General features: G+C 54.7%; 25 protein-coding genes. 5 read left to right on the forward strand and 20 right to left on the reverse strand.

Features of this window, described 5'->3' with window-relative positions:
• Nucleotides 1-252 precede the first annotated feature (252 nt).
• Both ACSEXS_RS21955 and ACSEXS_RS21960 read left to right on the forward strand, forming a co-directional pair.
• Nucleotides 253-468, forward strand: a complete 216-nt coding sequence (locus ACSEXS_RS21955) for a type II toxin-antitoxin system HicA family toxin (RefSeq protein ID WP_438435381.1) — start codon at nt 253-255, stop codon at nt 466-468.
• Between the two features lie 44 nt (nt 469-512).
• Entirely contained in the window at nt 513-932 is a 420-nt protein-coding gene (locus tag ACSEXS_RS21960) for a type II toxin-antitoxin system HicB family antitoxin (protein ID WP_438435448.1), read from the forward strand.
• Between the two features lie 26 nt (nt 933-958).
• Here the strand turns inward: ACSEXS_RS21960 and ACSEXS_RS21965 are convergent, their stop codons facing one another.
• Entirely contained in the window at nt 959-1,189 is a 231-nt protein-coding gene (locus ACSEXS_RS21965; RefSeq protein WP_438435382.1) for a helix-turn-helix domain-containing protein, read from the reverse strand.
• A gap of 482 nt (nt 1,190-1,671) precedes the next feature.
• On the opposite strand from ACSEXS_RS21965, the gene ACSEXS_RS21970 reads away from it, so the two are divergent.
• From ACSEXS_RS21970 to ACSEXS_RS21980, 3 genes are all read left to right on the forward strand, one after another.
• Nucleotides 1,672-1,809: a hypothetical protein gene (locus tag ACSEXS_RS21970; protein WP_438435383.1), complete on the forward strand. Its 138-nt coding sequence runs from the start codon at nt 1,672-1,674 to the stop codon at nt 1,807-1,809.
• Nucleotides 1,810-1,976: 167 nt separating this feature from the next.
• Nucleotides 1,977-2,120 (forward strand): hypothetical protein, encoded by a 144-nt coding sequence (locus ACSEXS_RS21975; RefSeq protein WP_438435384.1) that lies wholly within the window; start codon nt 1,977-1,979, stop codon nt 2,118-2,120.
• 600 nt (nt 2,121-2,720) lie between these two features.
• Entirely contained in the window at nt 2,721-3,527 is an 807-nt protein-coding gene (locus ACSEXS_RS21980; RefSeq protein ID WP_438435385.1) for a GAF domain-containing protein, read from the forward strand.
• 198 nt (nt 3,528-3,725) lie between these two features.
• Here ACSEXS_RS21980 and ACSEXS_RS21985 read toward each other — a convergent pair whose 3' ends face one another.
• The 19 genes from ACSEXS_RS21985 to ACSEXS_RS22075 form a co-directional block, all read right to left on the reverse strand.
• The gene (locus ACSEXS_RS21985) at nt 3,726-3,938 is read right to left on the reverse strand and encodes a hypothetical protein (RefSeq protein ID WP_438435386.1); all 213 of its coding nucleotides are present in this window, start codon (nt 3,936-3,938) and stop codon (nt 3,726-3,728) included.
• Between the two features lie 2 nt (nt 3,939-3,940).
• Entirely contained in the window at nt 3,941-4,648 is a 708-nt protein-coding gene (locus ACSEXS_RS21990; protein WP_438435387.1) for an N-acetylmuramoyl-L-alanine amidase, read from the reverse strand.
• Nucleotides 4,648-4,950 (reverse strand): hypothetical protein, encoded by a 303-nt coding sequence (locus tag ACSEXS_RS21995; RefSeq protein WP_438435388.1) that lies wholly within the window; start codon nt 4,948-4,950, stop codon nt 4,648-4,650. Before ACSEXS_RS21995 ends, ACSEXS_RS21990 begins: the two co-directional genes overlap by 1 nt.
• Before the next feature lie 77 nt (nt 4,951-5,027).
• Nucleotides 5,028-5,228 (reverse strand): hypothetical protein, encoded by a 201-nt coding sequence (locus ACSEXS_RS22000; protein ID WP_438435389.1) that lies wholly within the window; start codon nt 5,226-5,228, stop codon nt 5,028-5,030.
• Between the two features lie 47 nt (nt 5,229-5,275).
• Complete coding sequence (locus tag ACSEXS_RS22005; protein ID WP_438435390.1) at nt 5,276-5,740, reverse strand: hypothetical protein; 465 nt, start codon at nt 5,738-5,740, stop codon at nt 5,276-5,278.
• 15 nt (nt 5,741-5,755) lie between these two features.
• On the reverse strand, nt 5,756-7,363 hold the full coding sequence (locus ACSEXS_RS22010) for a hypothetical protein (protein ID WP_438435391.1): 1,608 nt from the start codon (nt 7,361-7,363) through the stop codon (nt 5,756-5,758).
• A complete protein-coding gene (locus tag ACSEXS_RS22015; protein ID WP_438435392.1) occupies nt 7,360-7,980 on the reverse strand; it encodes a putative phage tail protein in 621 nt (206 codons plus the stop codon). Before ACSEXS_RS22015 ends, ACSEXS_RS22010 begins: the two co-directional genes overlap by 4 nt.
• A 3-nt stretch (nt 7,981-7,983) precedes the next feature.
• On the reverse strand, nt 7,984-8,580 hold the full coding sequence (locus tag ACSEXS_RS22020) for a hyaluronate lyase N-terminal domain-containing protein (RefSeq protein ID WP_438435393.1): 597 nt from the start codon (nt 8,578-8,580) through the stop codon (nt 7,984-7,986).
• Between the two features lie 11 nt (nt 8,581-8,591).
• A complete protein-coding gene (locus ACSEXS_RS22025; RefSeq protein ID WP_438435394.1) occupies nt 8,592-9,614 on the reverse strand; it encodes a DUF2793 domain-containing protein in 1,023 nt (340 codons plus the stop codon).
• Between the two features lie 2 nt (nt 9,615-9,616).
• Nucleotides 9,617-10,024 carry a phosphoglucomutase gene (locus ACSEXS_RS22030; RefSeq protein ID WP_438435395.1) on the reverse strand — a complete coding sequence of 136 codons (408 nt, stop codon included), beginning with the start codon at nt 10,022-10,024 and terminating at the stop codon, nt 9,617-9,619.
• A 3-nt stretch (nt 10,025-10,027) separates the two neighbouring features.
• Nucleotides 10,028-11,086 carry a baseplate J/gp47 family protein gene (locus ACSEXS_RS22035; RefSeq protein WP_438435396.1) on the reverse strand — a complete coding sequence of 353 codons (1,059 nt, stop codon included), beginning with the start codon at nt 11,084-11,086 and terminating at the stop codon, nt 10,028-10,030.
• Nucleotides 11,079-11,471, reverse strand: a complete 393-nt coding sequence (locus tag ACSEXS_RS22040) for a DUF2634 domain-containing protein (RefSeq protein ID WP_438435397.1) — start codon at nt 11,469-11,471, stop codon at nt 11,079-11,081. Before ACSEXS_RS22040 ends, ACSEXS_RS22035 begins: the two co-directional genes overlap by 8 nt.
• Nucleotides 11,464-11,769: a DUF2577 domain-containing protein gene (locus ACSEXS_RS22045; RefSeq protein ID WP_438435398.1), complete on the reverse strand. Its 306-nt coding sequence runs from the start codon at nt 11,767-11,769 to the stop codon at nt 11,464-11,466. The genes ACSEXS_RS22040 and ACSEXS_RS22045 overlap by 8 nt, the downstream gene beginning before the upstream one ends.
• Entirely contained in the window at nt 11,766-12,737 is a 972-nt protein-coding gene (locus ACSEXS_RS22050) for an XkdQ/YqbQ family protein (protein WP_438435399.1), read from the reverse strand. Before ACSEXS_RS22050 ends, ACSEXS_RS22045 begins: the two co-directional genes overlap by 4 nt.
• A gap of 2 nt (nt 12,738-12,739) precedes the next feature.
• Nucleotides 12,740-13,768, reverse strand: coding sequence for a LysM peptidoglycan-binding domain-containing protein (locus tag ACSEXS_RS22055; RefSeq protein ID WP_438435400.1), 1,029 nt, complete (start codon nt 13,766-13,768; stop codon nt 12,740-12,742).
• Complete coding sequence (locus tag ACSEXS_RS22060; protein WP_438435401.1) at nt 13,765-16,107, reverse strand: phage tail family protein; 2,343 nt, start codon at nt 16,105-16,107, stop codon at nt 13,765-13,767. Before ACSEXS_RS22060 ends, ACSEXS_RS22055 begins: the two co-directional genes overlap by 4 nt.
• 44 nt (nt 16,108-16,151) lie before the next feature.
• Nucleotides 16,152-16,880 carry a stalk domain-containing protein gene (locus tag ACSEXS_RS22065; protein ID WP_438435402.1) on the reverse strand — a complete coding sequence of 243 codons (729 nt, stop codon included), beginning with the start codon at nt 16,878-16,880 and terminating at the stop codon, nt 16,152-16,154.
• 62 nt (nt 16,881-16,942) lie between these two features.
• The gene (locus tag ACSEXS_RS22070) at nt 16,943-17,095 is read right to left on the reverse strand and encodes a hypothetical protein (RefSeq protein ID WP_438435403.1); all 153 of its coding nucleotides are present in this window, start codon (nt 17,093-17,095) and stop codon (nt 16,943-16,945) included.
• 17 nt (nt 17,096-17,112) lie between these two features.
• Nucleotides 17,113-17,529 carry a phage tail assembly chaperone gene (locus ACSEXS_RS22075; RefSeq protein ID WP_438435404.1) on the reverse strand — a complete coding sequence of 139 codons (417 nt, stop codon included), beginning with the start codon at nt 17,527-17,529 and terminating at the stop codon, nt 17,113-17,115.
• Nucleotides 17,530-17,538 lie beyond the last annotated feature (9 nt).

A 17,538-nucleotide genomic window follows, 5' to 3' on the forward strand; every position in this document is an offset into this window, starting at 1 on the left:
CTCCACCGGGTAACTCACTCTTGTTCCCAACGTAAAACACCTCCAAGTTTGTCCTCCACAGCTTACGACATGGATGAGGTTTCTTGAAGGTGTTTTGATTTGTCTCACGCTAGGGGGTCAGTTCCAAGAGCAGCGGATCGACACGTTGCTCTTTTTCTATAATATCAGTTATGCGCATATTTTACACGCATAAAGCTATTGACACGCGTTATTTATGCGTGTATAATAAAAGTATGGAAAGGAGGTCATGGGATGGGGAAACAGCGGACGATACGCGAAGTGATTCAAGCCTTAAAGAAAGCAGGGTTCATCGAATCGCCGAACCACGGCAAGGGAACAAGCCATCGACGATACATAAACCCGAAAGACCCAACCAAGTACGCCGACATAGCAATCCACAGTATGGGCGACACACTTGCGAAGGGAACACTAAGCAGTATCGAACGCCAGTCCGGGGTTAAATTCTAACCCCGGCTGTTTCGCCACCTATGGCCATCCTTGCACAAAGGAGCGTGATATCCTTGAAATCTCACTATGTCTATCCAGTCGTTGTCGAACGTGCGGAAGCCAATTTGAGCATGTACTTCCCTGACTTCCCCGGAACCGCTATTACCGCTGTCGAGCTTACCGAAGGGCTGTCTCGTGCAAAGGAGCTGCTCGCATTCCGTGCCCAGGAGCTGGAGGAATCCGGCCAGCCGTTGCCGTCACCTTCTGAGCCGGATCAGATTGAGCTTTTCGATGTAAGCGACCGAATTGTCTTCGTTGAAGTCTATATGCCCCCTTACCGGGATGCGATGGCCAACAAGGCCGTCACCAAAAACTGCACGATTCCGAAATGGCTGCGGGATGCAGGAGACGCCGCCGGCCTGAATTACTCCCTGCTGCTGCAGAACGCCCTTAAGGAAGCCCTGGGTATCCAGGAACAACGATAACCCCCAAGTAAAAAGGAGCAGCGAGGTCATCCCTCCTGCTCCTTTTTGTATTCGATCAGGTCCGCCACACTTTCCAATTCCAGAGCATTCATAAGCTTTTCCAAGTTCTCGGGCGACCAAGCCTTCGACTTATTATCTGCCATGTCCAAAATCGTGGGGTATCGGATTCCAGTGATTTTGGATATTTGCAGCTTGCTGATCCTTTTTTCGTACAGAAGTTCTTCCAATTTAAGCCGAAGCAAGTCCACCACCTCCATTATTAGTATATACGGATATCGTAAAAATAACAACGATATTCGAATAATATTATACGATTTTCGTTGACATATGTACGATATTCGTATATAATAAAGACATAAGGAGGTGAGACAAAGTGAAGAAAAAGAGAAAGCAAGAGCGGAACGACGAATGGCTCAAGCTCACGACGGCAATCGTGATCTTGATAAACTCCATCGTCACCCTCATCGTCACGCTGACCCGCTAGGTCACACCGGAAGGCGGGGCTCCGAAAGGAGCCCTTGCCGGAAGGTGGATGGTGAAATACAAGGGCGCTCTTGCTTTCTCTGCCTTGATTATATCACATGGAGGGACACTTTATGAAGAAGGCTACCCGCATCATCTCCGTCGCCGCATTGGTGATTTCCGTCGTCGCTCTATTGATCGCTGTTGTCCGATAAATGGCGGACAAGCTTAGAAAGGGTGGATGGGTTTGCTAACGAATGAGGATCTGAGGAAGGCCATGGATGATGCAACGGGAGAATTTAAAATAGTGGTTTCCGCTTGGGGGAGATTACTCCCCCTTGAAAAAGAGGTTGGTCTTGCCTTCGATGAAGACAACGCAAAAACAATGATTCTATATGCAATCACAACCGCCTGAAGAGGCCCGACGCGGATCGGGCCGAAACCTAGCCGCTCCGGCGGCGATGGTCGCGGATATCCGCCACGAGCTGGCCCGGCCGGGTTGGCCTTAACATAGATACTGTTAATGCAGGAAAATCCGATTTTTCGGCGAAATTCATCATAATTCCATTTGGAGGGATACACATGCGACAAACTCATATTGATGCAAAGACGGCGGCTGAAGCCAGGAAAAAGGCTCCTTGGGCCGCGAAAGTGGTCAAGGTAACCGGCGGATACCTGGCGTTTGAATCCATAAACGACTATGAAACCTGGAAGAACCAGAAATGATTATAGATCGGACATGCACAATGTGCGGGCTGCCGTTTCGCGGTGGCCCTAGTGCTTTATATTGTCCCTCGTGCAAGCCGACAGCATCTAGGGAAGCGGAGCGATTGTACAGAGCACGTCGCAAGGTCGGTGGTGTTCGACCGCTCGGAAGCACCGACGCCTGCGAACGGTGCGGAGCTGACTATGTCGTAAATGCGTCCGCTCAACGGTATTGCAACGATTGCCAGCTTGCCCACCGGTTGGAGCATGACGCCGAGACGGCCGCGGCCTTCTATGCAGAACGAAAGGACGAAATTAACCCGATCAGGAATGAGCGGCGCCGGGTCGGTATGCGGTCGTGCGCTTGGTGCGGAAAGGACTTCAATCCGGAAGGCACACGCAGGGCCACGTGCTCCGAAGAGTGCGCCAAACAGCACAAAAACCGAAGATGGCGAGAAGCCTATAAACGCAAAAACACCCCATCCACCGAATAGGTAGATGGGTATAAAACAAGTTATTAGTAACCTTATAATATAAAAGAAAAATTAATCTTGATGCATTTGGTAACATATGGTTTAATACGTAAATAGAAGATAATTCGGAGAGTTGGTCCTTTGGTTTATGAACAAGATTCTTGACGAAATTGGGAAGGCTATCGAGAAGACGATTGAGAAGACTTGGATTTTGAATTCCATCGGAGTTGTTTTGATTATTGGCATCGCCTTCATAATGTATTTTGCAGTTAAGCGAATAAAAAAAGGCGACGATTTCTCTTTTATGAAATTCAAGCTATCACATAACGAAACAATAGAAAAGCAAAGACAAGCCTTTGATAAGCTTAACGAATTGACAAAACAACGGCTTCAGATAATTAAAATTCTTAACCAACTTTCAGTTGAGAACACAAAATACCTCTGTTCTGGTTTGAGTGTTAACAACGCAAAAGCTGTGTATGCCTGTATTCTCCACATGATCGCTATGGTCATGAAAAAGAACTGGGATATGCCCCGCGTAGCCGTCTTTAGGATAGATGCTAATGATGAACTTTATATCCATGAGGGATGTGGGTACTCAACTGAGGGAAAAGAGAAACTTAGGCTATCCCTCAACAATTCATCGGCTGGTTATGTTTTTAGGACCGGTGAGATTTATCACTCAGGAAATGTTGAAACTCCGGGAAATTCATATAAAAAGAATCCAAAATCGTCTAGGAATGTGAAATCCCTCATATGCGTTCCGATAAAATGTGATATGATGAAGTTAGGGGTGCTCAGTGTGGACAGTCAGGAAAACGATACTTTTTCTGACGATGACAAAGACTACCTCGTCTATTTTGCTAATGCTCTAGCTTCCTTCATGTTAATTGAACACTTAGTCACGGGAAAGGCAGGTGAGCCTCATGAACAAATCGCAAGCGGGGAACAATAACTCTCTTCGTGACAGTTATCTTATGGGATTGATCAGCATCGATGACTACGCCAAGAAAATACTCAATAGCAAAGAAGGGGATCGCAATAGACGGAAGCTTGAAAAGAAGCATGAAAACATTGTCAGAAAGTTGCTTTGGTGAGAAAGCTAAATCCAAATGAAACCCCGCCAGCCAATCGGCCAGCGGGGTTTTGTTGTTTATTGTTTACGCTTTTGTTCTCCCGCAGCGGACTTGCCATCCACATGCGCTTCAGCGAGCATGTAAACCACCACAGTCCCAACCGTGCCGATCAGCCCGGTGATCTTGGTCGTCACGTCGCCATCCGCTCCGACCAAAACGCAGATGCTCGTTGCCACGCCGGCAACGAGTGCCCAGAACTTCCGACTTGCGAGCTTACTCTTCCATTTCATGATTAACCCCTCCCCTTAATCGTGACCGTTTTCGTCTTGCCGTCATAATCGACACTGGCGCCGAGCGCTTGTGCCACAGCCCGCACCGGCACGTAGGTGATACCGCTGTCCACGTAACCGGTGCCGATTGACTTGCCGTTGACCATGACTTCCACCGTCTCTTCCTTCTTCACTTTGGCTTCCTCCTTCAAGGCTTCGTAGAGCTGCTTCCACGGAAACTTCGGCCCCGGGCAAAACGGCTTCCGGACCGGGTCCACCTGGTAATGCCCGATGACATGCTGCTCGTCCAGCGGGATCGTCTGGCCGTAGAGCCGCTTTATCTCATCCCGGATAAACCGATGCAACCAAACACTGGCCGCGAATTGCGCCTCCGTCAGTTCGCCGTCTGTGCCTTCGTGTTCGATGCTCACGCTGTATTTGTTCGGGTTGATCGGTGCGTTTTGGCGGACGATCGGCGCGGCGGCCTTTGCCATCGCTTCCACGGTCAGACCGTTCGCCCAGGCCATGCGGTCAAGCGGAACGTATTGATGGATCTCCCCGGTCTTGCTCACGCCGAAGTGGGCGCTGCTCACCTCGTTGCCGGGCGACGTAAACCAAGCGTCCATGCTGGCCATGGTTCCCGCGCTGATGTGGTCCACAATGACACATGGGATACGGCCGTCGCGGCTGCTGCTGATGGTATGAGCGTTGCCTTTCTGGATGATCTGCATCACGACACCACCTTTACGATCAAACTCACAATCCCAGATATGACCCCGGCGGCCGTCAGGGACACGCCGACCACCCAACGGATTGACGCCTGCAGCTCGGTAACCTTGCGGTTCGCCCCCTCTGCTGCTGCGGCGGCGGCTGTGGCCTGTCGCTCTACCGTTTCAATCCGCTTGCTCATTTCGTTAATCCCACGCATTTCTGTGACCACTTCGCGGAGTTGAAGCCGGACGTCGGTCAGCATTTCCGACACCTTTTTAAGATCGTCACAAGGCACAACAAGCGGGCATTCCTCTCGGGTCATTTCCCCCCACCCTTTCACAGTTAAAAAGATAGCCCCCGGATTGCTCCGAGGGCATAAAAAATAGCGCTCATAGGCGCTTATTCGGCGGGTTCTTGAGGCTCCGTCTTTTGCTCGTTTTGCTCATCTTGTACGCGCTGCATTTGCTCTTGCTGGTATCGTTCCTGCTCCTCCTGCGCGGACAAGTTAAGAAACGCAGTTAGAACCTTAGCCTCTTCTCCGAGCTGGAACATTTGTGCTTGGATAGCTTGCAGGCGGTTTTCGGCTTGTTGACGTAACATTAAATTAACCTCCATTTTTTTGTTTTAAAGCCTTTTCCAAATGTGCTCTATACGTTCCGTATGCTCCTCCAAGTGCCCCCGACGTTAACATAGCCGAGGTTTACGGGTCGCCAGGTGCCCCCGATGTTCGCGTATATCCGCGTAACCGTTTTCCACTCCCCGCCGACCTTGACCGAAAAAGATGGGAGCGTCTGGTAGAGCGTGAAGGTGCCTTCAGACTGGGAGGTCAAGCCCATGAGTCTCGCGTCTAGCTGGACGGTGATTGTCGTCGCGTATGGAAGAGTAATGGTCGGCGTCGAGGCGTAGAAAGTGCCGTAGTATGCATTCGTGCTCCCACTCGCGGATGCTAGTTCCGTTGACCCCTGAAGAAGGTAGCCTGTCGTGACTCCCCCATACGTACCTTTTCCTGTCCCGTAGAAGTACAGGTAGTAGGTACCCGGGGCAAGGTTAATGTTGAACACCGCGCCGTTTACTGAATAGTTGCCGCTTGTAATTACGGTCCCCGTTGCCATGTTAGCCCTCCTTCGTTATGCGAACACCAGCCAGATATCTCCGTTCTGGCCGCCCGACGGGTTGGAAGTCGACATCATGATGTTTCGTAAAAAGCGGGAGCCGTACGATGTATTAGCCGCAACCGTGATTCCGCCACCAGTGATAGTTGCGGCGAGGGAGGCATTCGTGTAAGTCTCTATCACCCCGTCACCTGTCCACTTGAAGCCGGTATCATTGTCGCCAATGGCAATATCCAAACCTCCGAAGTCGGCTCCGTAGGCCACTTGTGGGTTGACCCAGAACTTCCCAACCACCTGCATGTTGTAGCCAGCCTTAAGCTGACCAGACGCCTTATTGATGGACAGGATATCTTTCACCCACGCCCCGGTACCTGCCGCCATATCTTGCAGAACGAGGGCACTCGAATCCGTAGTTGTTGCCCACCGGAAGGCGCCACCGTTGAGGGTTTTTTGAAAGATAGCCCCGGTCAGGGCGACATCCCCGAACGTGTCGCCAACGTTCTGAAGGGTGTTCCAATTGGTACCATCGGTGCTATATTGAGTCCTGCCGCTGTTCAAGCGAAGGCCCAGGTTGCCCCGGGTGGAGGACAAGGTCCATTGTCCGTCGACGCCAGCGGTCAGCCTGGAATCGAAATCGGCCGTCGACCCACTCTTGTGGAAGTCGATGTGCTGGCCGATTTCAAGGGTTCCCCCGTTTGAGCTTACTACCGGGATGTAGGCGGCATCCTGGAAAGTTCCCTTGGCCCGATATCCTCCCAAGAACTCGACGTTAAGGTTAGGGCACATTACCTGCGACGCCGTATTGAACGGTATCACGTTGGTACCATTGGCGGTGAAGTTGACCCCACTGATCGGTCCGTTCGTCTGCACGCCTACCTCTGAATAGATATTGCCGTTTACCGATAGGGAATTTGCAATGCTCGCATTGCCGTACTCGTCATCGAGCATGCTTCCGCCGCGCGTTTGAATCTTCCCGGAATCCCCTCGTAAAAACAGCCCCGCACTTCCCGTAGTAATGCTGAGGTTACCGCCGTCCGTCTGTTCGAGGTGGTAGCCATACAAGCGAAGATCTCCTGATCGAAATTCATCGGCCCAAAGGGTGCAGGAGTCATCACGCATGGCAATAGTATTCGCGTCGGAGTTCACCGAAGCTCCATGCGCCGAAGTCGCGTCCATATGCGTCTTGGCTGCCTCCAACGTCGTCGCCGGAGCCGTGCGCCAGCTCGTCTTGCCCGTGATCTGCTTGATCATATTCGCCAGCCAGCCGAACAGCGTCGTCGGCGTCCCAGCGTTGGCCGACGGTGCTGTCGTGTCGGAGATGGTCCGGCTGCCGATTACCGTGTCGGTCGCAGCGCCATCTGCCAACTGCGCAGCGGCGACCGCCTTATCTCCGATCTTCGCCTGCGTGACGCTCTTTGCTCCTAATGCTACCGTACCCACAGCTCCGTCCGCGATCCCGGAGCTGCCGAGCTTTGGGCCGTTTCCGGCGGTGCCGTCATGAGTGTGCCCCGATGCTGCGCCGAATTTACCATCGATCGCATCCGCATTGTCGTTGAAGTTGTCAATGTCGACAACATCCGTTTGTTCCGGCTTTTTCAAATTGAGATTGCTAGTGGTCTTCAACCCTGATTACCTCCCCATGTTTTAAGCTGACGCCAGGTCATGTTTTTAGCCTGGGCTCCGGTGAGCACCTTGACCATGCCCCAGGTTGTATAGGTATAAGCAAACTCGTATGCCAGATGGGCCGGCTTGATCTCTTCGATCATCTGGATGAGACCTGCCATATTCGGCGGGATGCCCATCAATCCCACGAAGCGCACTATGAACCGGTATTCGCCAGGCGCCTGTTCGACCCGCGCCTCGCCACCTGCAAAGGAGGAAGCCACCCGCTCGATCATTTCGGGTGTTGTCGTACCGATCCCGCGCAGCTTGGCACGGATCATTTCCCGACGGCGCTCATAAGACTGCGATGGATCTGTCGGCAGTCCATATTCGGCTTCTTTGAGGTTCAATCCCCAGGTCGCGGATGAAAGAAAGGACTGCTTTAGGGCGTCCGCAATAGCTGCCCGAAGTAATCCTATCTCCTCAGCGTCCGAGTCCTGGAGCGCGCTCATCGTCTGATTGTCCGCGTAGAACGCAGGCAGGTATTGCATCAGGTCCGGCTTTAATATCGGTGAATCATCGTCTGCTGCTCCGTTGGTTGAATAGGCGAATACTCCGTATTGCGATTGTCCGTACACCCATCACACCCCCTTGAGCTGGCCCCATGTCATCGCGCCATTATTGGCGAGTTTCGTCCAAGCTCCCCAAGTGTCCGCGTCAATTGCCGGCCTAAAAGCTAACCCATTGCTCCCGAACGCAAGTTCAATCGGCCAACCTCCAGAACTCTCGTTAGATGACCATCCGATAACACGTAGAACGTAGACAAAACTCCCGGATTGAACCGGTGGATTGCCCATGGCAGCGGGAGACTTGAAGGCAGCGGATAGTCGCTTACCGACAAGATCCTTGGGTTTGTCCGCGACCGTCCGTGTATCCAAAAAATTGATCCCATCAGCAGCACCTCCAGCAGCCGGCAGGGCAGTTGGCTTGCCACTCACACCAGACCAGGGCACAGAATCCGCTGCCGACGCAAAATCCACCTTGCCGTCGTTGTTGGTGTCGTAGATCGATTTGAGCATGTCGCCTGCCGTCTGCGCTGCCACCAGCAGGACATTGCCGGATGCGGTCCCGATGTAAAGTTTGCTCGTATCCGTACAGTACCCGAGTTCCCCGACGGCCAGCGTGCCGATTGCGGTTTCAAGGCCGCGCCGGATTTGGATTAAAACTTTTCTGGCCAAACTGCCACCCCCTAGAACGTGCCACCGTCAATAGCAGCCACAGCCAGCTTGTTGCCGTTGGCGGTGTCGTACACGATGCTCGCCCCATCAACGTCGGCTTCGATCCCCGTCGAATTGACGACGATACCCCGGCCGGACTTGGCGCTGACCGTTGTCGCTCCTACTGTGATTCCGTTGCCCTGCCCAACTGTGAGTGTTACGACATCAGCCTGTCCGCCGCCGGTGAGGCCGTTTCCGGCCGTGACGGTCTGCAAAGCCCCGCCCGTCCGCACCCACGCGGTGCCGTTCCAGCTGTAAATCTTCTGTTCGTCATCCACGTAGGCCGTCCAACCGATCGCCGGAACATAAAAGACCCAAGCCCCCGACTGATACTCGGCGACTTGACTGCTCTTGCCTGCCCAGGCCCCGGTTGCACCTGTCGGGATAATATACCGGTCGCCTTCAACCGGTGACGCCGGTGGGGCGGTTAGGTTTTGGTCCTTGACCGATGCCTGGGGCTCAATGTTGTGCTTGGCCAGCTCGATCTCATTCCTGATCTTCTGCGCTGACCAAAGGTCCGTGATTGCCGCGCCGGAATCGTTGATTACCCGGTGCTTGGCCGCATCGTCGATATGCGTCTTGATCTCGGCGGCCGTCTTGATGTTTGTACCGTCCGACACTTTGTTGATATGCCCGCTGGTTATGTCCGCTTTGACCACCCGCGCGTAGGTCGTGCCGTCCGCTACGTTATCAAGCGAGCCGGTCAGATCGCTCAGTGCGAGCGCGTTAGCCCGCTGCCAGGTCGTTCCATCGTCAAAATACAGGTAGCCGACCGAAGCGCCGCTTGTGACGTAGTACAGACGGCCAACCGAGGCAGCTACCGGCCGAGACGCCAGTGTGCCGGATAGAGCCCTACCAACCATCGAGTTGGATGTCCCGTCACCGATGAACACCTCTTTGGTATCCGTGCAGAACCCCAACTCCCCAGCCTGAAGCGCCCCGTAGGTTAGCAATTCCGCTTTGGTACCGCGTTTGATTCTGATCGTTTGCGCCATCCTTACACCTCTCTCGAAAAATTTCCACCGTCGATCAGGCCGCGAGACTTGAACCGATCGAGCTCCGTCTGCGTCGCCGTAATCGCCGCTTGCACGGCGTTGATATCGTCTGCCTCGACCGTGTCTCCAGGCGTCTCGTAGGAGACAAAAACCTCTGCATAGCCGCTTGCGAAGATCTTGATCGATCGCCGCCAGGGCATGGCGTCTGGCGTGGATAGCACCCAGTTGGTGAGCTTGACTCCAGTTAACCGTGACCCGCTATACACCTGCACCGTGTCGTTGTTGATGTTGTCATGGGCGAGCGGCCCGTCATACTGGCCAGCGGTGATTGGCAGTTTCTCCTCGATCACATAATTGGATGACCGTTTGTCCAGCTTGTCCGTAAACGTGTCAATGCTATTTGGATACAAACCCTACACCCCCAACGCGAACGTGCCGATTACCGGCACCTCATCGACCGCCAGCGCGACGTTGGCCGTTCCGCCATTTAGCTGCAAGCCGGTATGATCCAGTACCCCCTCCGTGCCGAGCAGCAGTGCCCCGATCGCCGCCGCACTGACGTACGACGAGCGGAAGGATACGCCCTTGCGCCAGGCCGCCAGGCGGGCGCGGAACGCATCGGTAATCCCTTGCAGCGAATAGCCGGATGCAAGCAACACCTTAGCCGATACGTTGATCGTCTTGGACTTGGCGGCCGCCACCGTTACCGTCGCCCCGACCGGAGCTTGTCCCTCGCCCTGGCCCGGCGCGGGGTCGATATAGGTCTGCACCTCTGCGACGAGGGCGGGGGAGGCGGGAAGCATATCAGCGTCGACGATTACAACCTTTACCGTGCCTGCGCCTGCCCAAAGCGGAAAGATCTGAACCGCTCCAACACCCGGCATGTCGAGCGCCCATCTACGGTAATCGGCCTTATTGCCACTCGTGCCCGGATTCTGGCGGGCGTCTAGGTAACGCCGCCGGAGAGCATCATCGGACTCCATGTCCTCACCGGGGATCAGCACTGTCGTGAGCTCCGCCCGGGCGAGATCAGGAACGAACGCCAGCGGGAGGAGAGCTCCATAAAGCTCATTGCCGGCCTCGCCTTCTTGCTCGCACTCCAAGATGTAATGACCAGTCTGGAGTTTGGTTATGGCGACATAGGAGAGTAATCCGATGCCGAATCGGCTGCCGATCGGCACATCAATTAGCACGTCATTCGCGCCGTAGAAGATGCCTTCGCGCTGGGCCCTCGTTGCATCCTGCCGATAGGTGCCATGCTCTGCGATCAGCAGGTCGAGATAATCACCGCTGGCCGTGAGGACTGAGGACATGCCAAACGCATCGTCCAGTGCTCGGAAGAGCTGCTCCACCTCTTTGGCGGCCGGGGCGAGGGCATCGAAGATGATGCTGCCCTGGCGCTTATCGACATCGTCTGGTACGCGGGCAAGCATCCGTTCCAGGATCGCGTCATACGTCTGGTCTTCAAACATTCGCATTCCCCCTTGCTGCAGCAGCGCTAAAAATGCCATAGATCGTTACGACAGAAAACTCGGTCAGCAGCGATTCCCCCGTAATCGAGAGCCGGAAGTCAGTCACGTCCTGAATGCGATCATCCTGCATTAGGGCGTCCTTGATTCGCCTCGCTAACTCTGACTGCACCGCCCCGCCCTCTTGGCCGATCAGGTCGGCCAGCTCCACGCCGTAATCGGCGTCGTAGATGCTATGTGCGTAGCGCTCCGTCGAAAGAATTTTGTAAACGGCTTGCTTGACCGCTGTCAGGTTGGCGATCCAGCCGGCAATGCGGCCGGCGATCGGATCGAGCCGGTATGTTCGGGACGGCTGTTGCAGCTCCAGATCATTTAAGATATCAGCCACCGCCGGTCACCACCTTGTCCAGAATGAGATACTGCTGTCCGCCCTGCATGCGAAGCAGCACAACGCGGTCCCCCTGCTTAAGCCCAGGCCGGATGACGATTGTCGTGCTGCCGACGGTTTGCTCGTAGCGTGTCAAGCTCTCCGGGACCAACAAAAAAGCCTCCGGTAAAGCGAGCCGCTGTTCCACGGTCACTTCAAGCGGAGACGTCTTCGTGACGGTCCCATATACGACGGCTACCGGCTGTCCGGCCTCAACGGCGCCGACGCCGATCTGCTTAATCAGATCCACCATGCTCATGTGCCGTACACCTTCAGCGAAAGATCCATCGTGTGTTCGCCTCCTGAAATCGTATGGGTGCACTCGTCCACGAGATACGTGAGCGGCTTACCGACATCGGCTATGCTGATATGCAGACTGCTGCCGGCGCGGACGCGGATATCGCCGATTGCACTAACTCGGAACGTTCGAGATTCGCGGTTTTTGAGCACAATCAAGTTGGTCAGCGACTGGTTGATCTGTGCGGCATTTAGCCGCTCGTCCACAACCTCGTACAGTTGAAGCAAACCCCACTTGGCGATATTGCCGCTGTCCTTGAGCACATACAGATCGCGCTTGCCGGTGGTTTTGTTGTCCTGGGCGAGCACGATCTGGTTATAGGTGTCGTTATCGATGGATCGGGTTTGGCTGTACTCGTAGACGAGGCTACCGTCACCGATTAAGAGCGGCAGCTCCATGTCCGCCAGCGATTTCAGCGTGAGCTCGCCGGCGGCGTCGAACAGAACAAAGGTGGAGCCGGTCGCCCGCGTCGTCTCGTCGAGCGCGTCGCAGATCATATCCATCATGCGCTTGTTGTCCTCGGCGAGCTTGGGGATGCGGTATCCCGTATCCGCCAGGCTGCCGACGGTGAGATCCATTTTGGTAGCCTGGCGGCGGATGACGTCGGTGGCCGTCATGCCCTGGATCACCAACGTATCGTTGGCCACCAAATACCGGAGCTGGTCGTAGGCGGTCAACTTGATCTCTTGATCCGATCCGCTCGTCACGCTGAAGACATAGCCGAAAAAGACCACTTGCCCGTCATAGCTCAGGCGCACGACATTCCCGGGTTCAACCGTAAAACCGGTCGCGGAAGGACGGAGGAAGGACAGTTCCAGCGAGCCGGCTTTACCGATCCGTGCCGTCTTGATCTGCGCCTCGCTCACCAGTTGCCCAATCTTCCACATTACCCCGTTCCGGTTGTCGAGATCCACTTCAATCGCGGCCACGGTCACCACCCCCCTGATGAACCCGAGTGCGTATAACCGCCAGAAGTGGTGCCACCTCCGCCGAAGCTCCCGCCCGACCCGGAGTGTCCTCCGCCACTGCCGATCTCGTCGTCCATTTCTACCGGTCCGCTGAAGCCGCCGGCGCGATTCTTCAGGCCGCCAGCCTCGTGCCAGTTGGCTCCGCCAGAGGATTGCGCCGCCTTGCGCCAGTACTCGCCGCCCTTGGAGCTATTTTTACTCTTGGGCGTGATGATCGGTTTGTCGGGCTTGGCCCCCTGCGGGATCTTGAGGACCAGGCCGACGGGCATCTTCCGCAAATCGGCATCGGACAGGCCGTTAAGGAGTTGAATCTCCCGCCAGCGCGAGCTGTCGCCGAGGACTTTATGGGCCACCTCAATAAGCGTGTCGCCTGGCTGAAGCTTATAGGTTTGCGGTCGGATGCGCTCGTCCGCACGTTTCGGCGCCGCTTTGGTGACCGTCTTTTGGCCCGTCACGGGATGCACAGTCACTTTGACTTTTTGGGCGCTGTAGAATACGTATTCCTTCAGGGTGATGGAGTATTCGATGTCCCCCGGGGTGCCGCCGGACTCCTTCCATGTAAAGGACTCAATGCTCGCGGCGATGTTGATGTCGGTGTAATCCGCTTTTCCAGTCTGGGCAAATTTGAAGACCTTATAATGGCCTGCGAAGATGAACCGAACCGGGAAGCGGGCTGCCATCCATTTCTCAATCATCCCGACATACCACATGGGTTCAAAAAGAACCGACGCCACAACATACGGACTGTTTTGCGCAGGGAACACGCCGCTGAAACTGACGGTTCGAAGCTTAGGTCCCTTGATGACGTTGACTTCCCCGGACTTTCTTTCCTCGCCGGTCACCCTGCCAACGATCTCATAAGTCTTCCCGTTGCTGCCGCCCTCTACCGAGATGGCTTCGGGGTTAACAGGGAATTTAAAGCCCTCAGCATTGTTATTGAACCCAATGCTCAGCTCATACTTATCAAATTGTTCTCTTTGAAACGCCGTCATAGCCCATATGCTCCCCTCGCGGACGTGGCGATTTCGCGCTGCATTGTGTCTTCAATTTTTCGCAGCATCTCGTTCACGTCGACCTCGTGCCGGATGTCGCCGGTCGTGATTTGAACCGTGGGTGTGAGCGAGATGAAGTTCTGAATGCTTTTCATTTCGGCGAGGTCCCGCATCACTTTCAGATCCTCGCTGCTGATGTCCACCGTATCCTTGATCTTGTTGACCGTACCGACCGTGCCGACGCTCGGAATTCCGTTTTTGTACATCGCCGAGGCGTTTTTCAAACCTTCCCCCACTCCGGCTAGAGTATCCTTTGTTCCCTGATATGCTTTGTCGAATGCACTAACATAGTCTTCCGCGGTCTTGTTCGCTTTGCGCGGCGTGTTCCGGATTCCGTCCGCTTGAGATGTCGGCATCTCCAGCTGGGATTGAATCCCTTTGATCCAGTTACTGATACCGTGCTGATCCGTCGTGTCTACGAGCTGGATGCTCACATCCTTCAGGTCACCAAACCCAGGGATCTTACCGAGAGCGTGAACGAGCCCTTGGAAATTACTGAGTACATGATTAACCGCACCGCCGATCCGTTTTGTAAACCCGGAGGCGAATTCCTCCACTCCGCGGCTCATTTGATAAAAGTTTTCCAGTGCGCCGAAAGCAAGGTCGTAGAAAAGTTTCTTCACCGCGAAAACGGGATCGATGAAAAAGTTGTGAAAGAAGTCGCCCCATGCCGCCCATGTGTTTTGCAAGGTTATGACCATATTTTCAAAATACACCTTTAGAAACCCGAAATAACCGACGACTGAAGCAACTACCTCGCCGGTGGAGATCCCGAAGTGATTCAAAATCGTCAGGAGGCCCGCAATGGCCCCGATGATCAGGAAGATAGGCCAAGCCGCCACAAGCCAATCGATGAGGAACATGGCGGCCGCGCCGGCTGCTGTCAGACCAACCGCGAGCAGGACATTCTGCACAACATTCCAGTGATCGGACATCCATTTCGTAACCTGCGAAGATACGTTGGCGATCCCCCGTAGCCCGCCAGCCAGGCCATTGAAGAACGAATCGAACTTGCCGGAATCGAAAATCTTGCCCCACGTGTCAATGAGCGGGGAAAGAGCCGCGATCGCTTTACGCCCGGCTGAAGCCATCGAGAATTTGAACTGGTTAATGATCCGTTGCCATTTGGCAGCCGGGCTGTCCAGCATTTTTTCGAACGCTTGCTGCGTCATGTTCTGCTTGTTTAAGAGCTCATCCATGCCCTTAATGAAGCCGTCCACGTCGCCAGCTTGGCCAGCTTTGCGGGCGGCGCTGTTTTGCAGCATGGTGCGAGACATGTTAAAACGCTCGGCGATGGATGTATAGTCGCCGCTCATAAGCTCTTTAAGGGAAAAGGCAGCGCCCTTGATCCCCTCTTCTGGATTAAGCTTGGACAGCCGCGAAGCCAGTGTATTGAGCTGGGCGAGTTTCTGAGGGTCCATGGTATTGCTCATGAAACTCATGGTCCCGCTAAGGGCATCGCTGACGGATTGGCCATATTTCAGCGCTTGTTTACTAACCTGATCAAAAATGGCATTGCCGAGTCCTTCTGACCCCGATCTAGCGCTGAGAGTGTCGATGATCTGTTGTTGCTTCATCCCTTCTCCGACGGAGGACTCAAATAGCCTTTTAGCCGCGTTTAGTCCGATATAGGCCCCGGCAAGCTGCTTGACCGTGCCAAGCATCCCTTCCAAGCCACTTCTTCCCGCGTTGCCCGCACCGCGCTGAGCCGGACCTATCTGGCGGATCTGCTGAAGGATTTGGTTAAGCTGAGCGATCAGCAGTTGATTGGCATGTTGAGCCCCCTGGAGCAAGCTCCCCATCGAAGCGGTGAGTTGCATCACTGCGGTGGTCAACTGCTGGATGGCCGTGTGCAAATGGGTGAAGAAGGCCATGACCTGCTGAGGAGGACGAATGTTGATCCGGACCGTGATGTCGCGAAGCTCTGCCTTAACCTGATTACGGATGGCAGCCGCTTGCGCAATGACGCTGCCCGGGTTAAGCACAATTCGAATGGCAGTCGTGCCCGCTCGCGCGCGGATCTGTGCGAGCTGACGAGTTATGTCGTTAGCATCAACGACGATCCGTAGCGCCTGTGTCCCCATGGTGCTCATCCGCATACGGATCTGGTCCAGCTGCGCGATCGCGTGGTTAACGTCGATGTTGATGGAAATTTGGCCTTGGAGGGCCTGCTTAACCCGGCCGGCCGTTTGAATCACAGTGTCCATGGCCTGGTTGGCGTGGGTCAGCGTGCTGGAAAACTGATCGAATAATTTCAACGTCGTGCTTACAGTCGCCACGGGGTGCCTCCTTCCGGGCATGAAAAAACGCCCGGTGAGGGGCGTTATTTGATGAGTCCGATTTTTTGCAGATCGGCGATATTCAGGTATAGGGCTTTATCGAAGATTTTGATTCGAACACCATTCGCGACGATATCGCCGTTCGAGATGTCCTGATAGCCCTCAGGCATGTGAAAGCGATAGAATTCGACCGGCTTCGTGACGAAGGGGTTGGTTTTTACCACGATATCATTACCATCGCGAACAGTGTCTCCGTATATCCTATCGAGAAAGCCGAGACCAAGCCATCCGTCCTTGATGGATGGGGGTAGCGGATCCCGGTCAATCTGCGCCATCACATAACTGGCGTTGTCGTTATCCGTAAAGGCTCCAGCGAAGTTCCCAAACTTGTCATAGGCGTACAGCGTGCCTCCGACGAGTCCCACGTTCTTCTCCACGACGGTCGGCGTATTCTCGGTGAACTTCTCGATTGCTTCTTGCTCCGCAAGCGCCGCTTCCAGTTTCGGATTCAGCGTCCCGCCAATCTCCACGCGTTTCGCGGCCACGTTCCAGGTGTATTGGACGCCGGTCAGATCGGCCAGTTTGGCCAGCGGCACATAGGTACTGCCGTTATACTGCAGGATGGGCTTGGACGCATCCTTGAATTCTTTTCCGTTGACAAAGATCGGATAATTGGCCATTGTGAGCACATACTGCTTGACCGGTGCAGCCACCGCCGAGCCTGCCGTCGCGACGACAGCCCCGACGATAACGCCCGCGATAAACTTTTTCATGACGAGCCTCCCAAATGACGATTTTACCACATTGTACCATATGGGACGTCGTTCGAGGAGGCTCATTTTTTTGCCTTATTCGCGGCTTTTCTCTCCGCTTCGATCCGGATGTCAATCATCGCATAGATCGCCGCTTGTTCGCGTCGCCCCATGCGGACGAGGTCGTGCGGCAGGATGTGGAGCTCATGGAGGGCGTAGTAGGCGTAATTCGCCAAACCATCGCCCTCCTCGATCAGTTTTTTACCTCGTCGACGAGCTCGTCCATGGCCTTGTCGAAGCCGTTCATGTCCTGCACCTTTTGGATCAGCGCGGCATATTCGCCCGGCAAAAGCATGGTTCGCAGCAGATCCTCCGCACCCAGTACGCCATAGGAGCGTTGCAGTTCTGCGTTCTTCAGATCGGGGAAGACGACGCTCGCCACGGCCAGGTTGGCCAGGTATTGCTCGGGGCTGGTCTCGACAACCTGCTGACCGCTCCTTCCCTTCGTCCGCCGGGTCGCCGCCTTGCGGCATTCTTCATTCTCGGCCTCCGTCATGCTACGGAGCTTCCACGGTACCGGCACACCGTCTTTCTGGTAACGCTCGGAGACGATGAAATCTTCTTCCGCGATCGGGTTCGCGTTCTGTGCGAAAAATACACTCAGTTCCATTGATTATCC

This window comes from Gorillibacterium terrae (genome assembly GCF_051594785.1).
GTDB lineage: Bacteria > Bacillota > Bacilli > Paenibacillales > NBRC-103111 > Gorillibacterium.

Bases quoted from the DNA above. Each gene is read 5' to 3' on its own strand.
- ACSEXS_RS22065 (WP_438435402.1), bottom strand. From the start codon at position 16,880: ATGAAAAAGTTTATCGCGGGCGTTATCGTCGGGGCTGTCGTCGCGACG.
- ACSEXS_RS22035 (WP_438435396.1), bottom strand. From the start codon at position 11,086: ATGTTTGAAGACCAGACGTATGACGCGATCCTGGAACGGATGCTTGCC.
- ACSEXS_RS21990 (WP_438435387.1), bottom strand. From the start codon at position 4,648: ATGCAGATCATCCAGAAAGGCAACGCTCATACCATCAGCAGCAGCCGC.
- ACSEXS_RS22025 (WP_438435394.1), bottom strand. From the start codon at position 9,614: ATGGCGCAAACGATCAGAATCAAACGCGGTACCAAAGCGGAATTGCTA.
- ACSEXS_RS21955 (WP_438435381.1), top strand. From the start codon at position 253: ATGGGGAAACAGCGGACGATACGCGAAGTGATTCAAGCCTTAAAGAAA.
- ACSEXS_RS21975 (WP_438435384.1), top strand. From the start codon at position 1,977: ATGCGACAAACTCATATTGATGCAAAGACGGCGGCTGAAGCCAGGAAA.
- ACSEXS_RS21980 (WP_438435385.1), top strand. From the start codon at position 2,721: ATGAACAAGATTCTTGACGAAATTGGGAAGGCTATCGAGAAGACGATT.
- ACSEXS_RS22005 (WP_438435390.1), bottom strand. From the start codon at position 5,740: ATGGCAACGGGGACCGTAATTACAAGCGGCAACTATTCAGTAAACGGC.
- ACSEXS_RS21965 (WP_438435382.1), bottom strand. From the start codon at position 1,189: ATGGAGGTGGTGGACTTGCTTCGGCTTAAATTGGAAGAACTTCTGTAC.
- ACSEXS_RS22000 (WP_438435389.1), bottom strand. From the start codon at position 5,228: ATGTTACGTCAACAAGCCGAAAACCGCCTGCAAGCTATCCAAGCACAA.
- ACSEXS_RS22075 (WP_438435404.1), bottom strand. From the start codon at position 17,529: ATGGAACTGAGTGTATTTTTCGCACAGAACGCGAACCCGATCGCGGAA.
- ACSEXS_RS21970 (WP_438435383.1), top strand. From the start codon at position 1,672: ATGGATGATGCAACGGGAGAATTTAAAATAGTGGTTTCCGCTTGGGGG.
- ACSEXS_RS22055 (WP_438435400.1), bottom strand. From the start codon at position 13,768: ATGACGGCGTTTCAAAGAGAACAATTTGATAAGTATGAGCTGAGCATT.
- ACSEXS_RS21995 (WP_438435388.1), bottom strand. From the start codon at position 4,950: ATGACCCGAGAGGAATGCCCGCTTGTTGTGCCTTGTGACGATCTTAAA.
- ACSEXS_RS21985 (WP_438435386.1), bottom strand. From the start codon at position 3,938: ATGAAATGGAAGAGTAAGCTCGCAAGTCGGAAGTTCTGGGCACTCGTT.
- ACSEXS_RS22045 (WP_438435398.1), bottom strand. From the start codon at position 11,769: ATGAGCATGGTGGATCTGATTAAGCAGATCGGCGTCGGCGCCGTTGAG.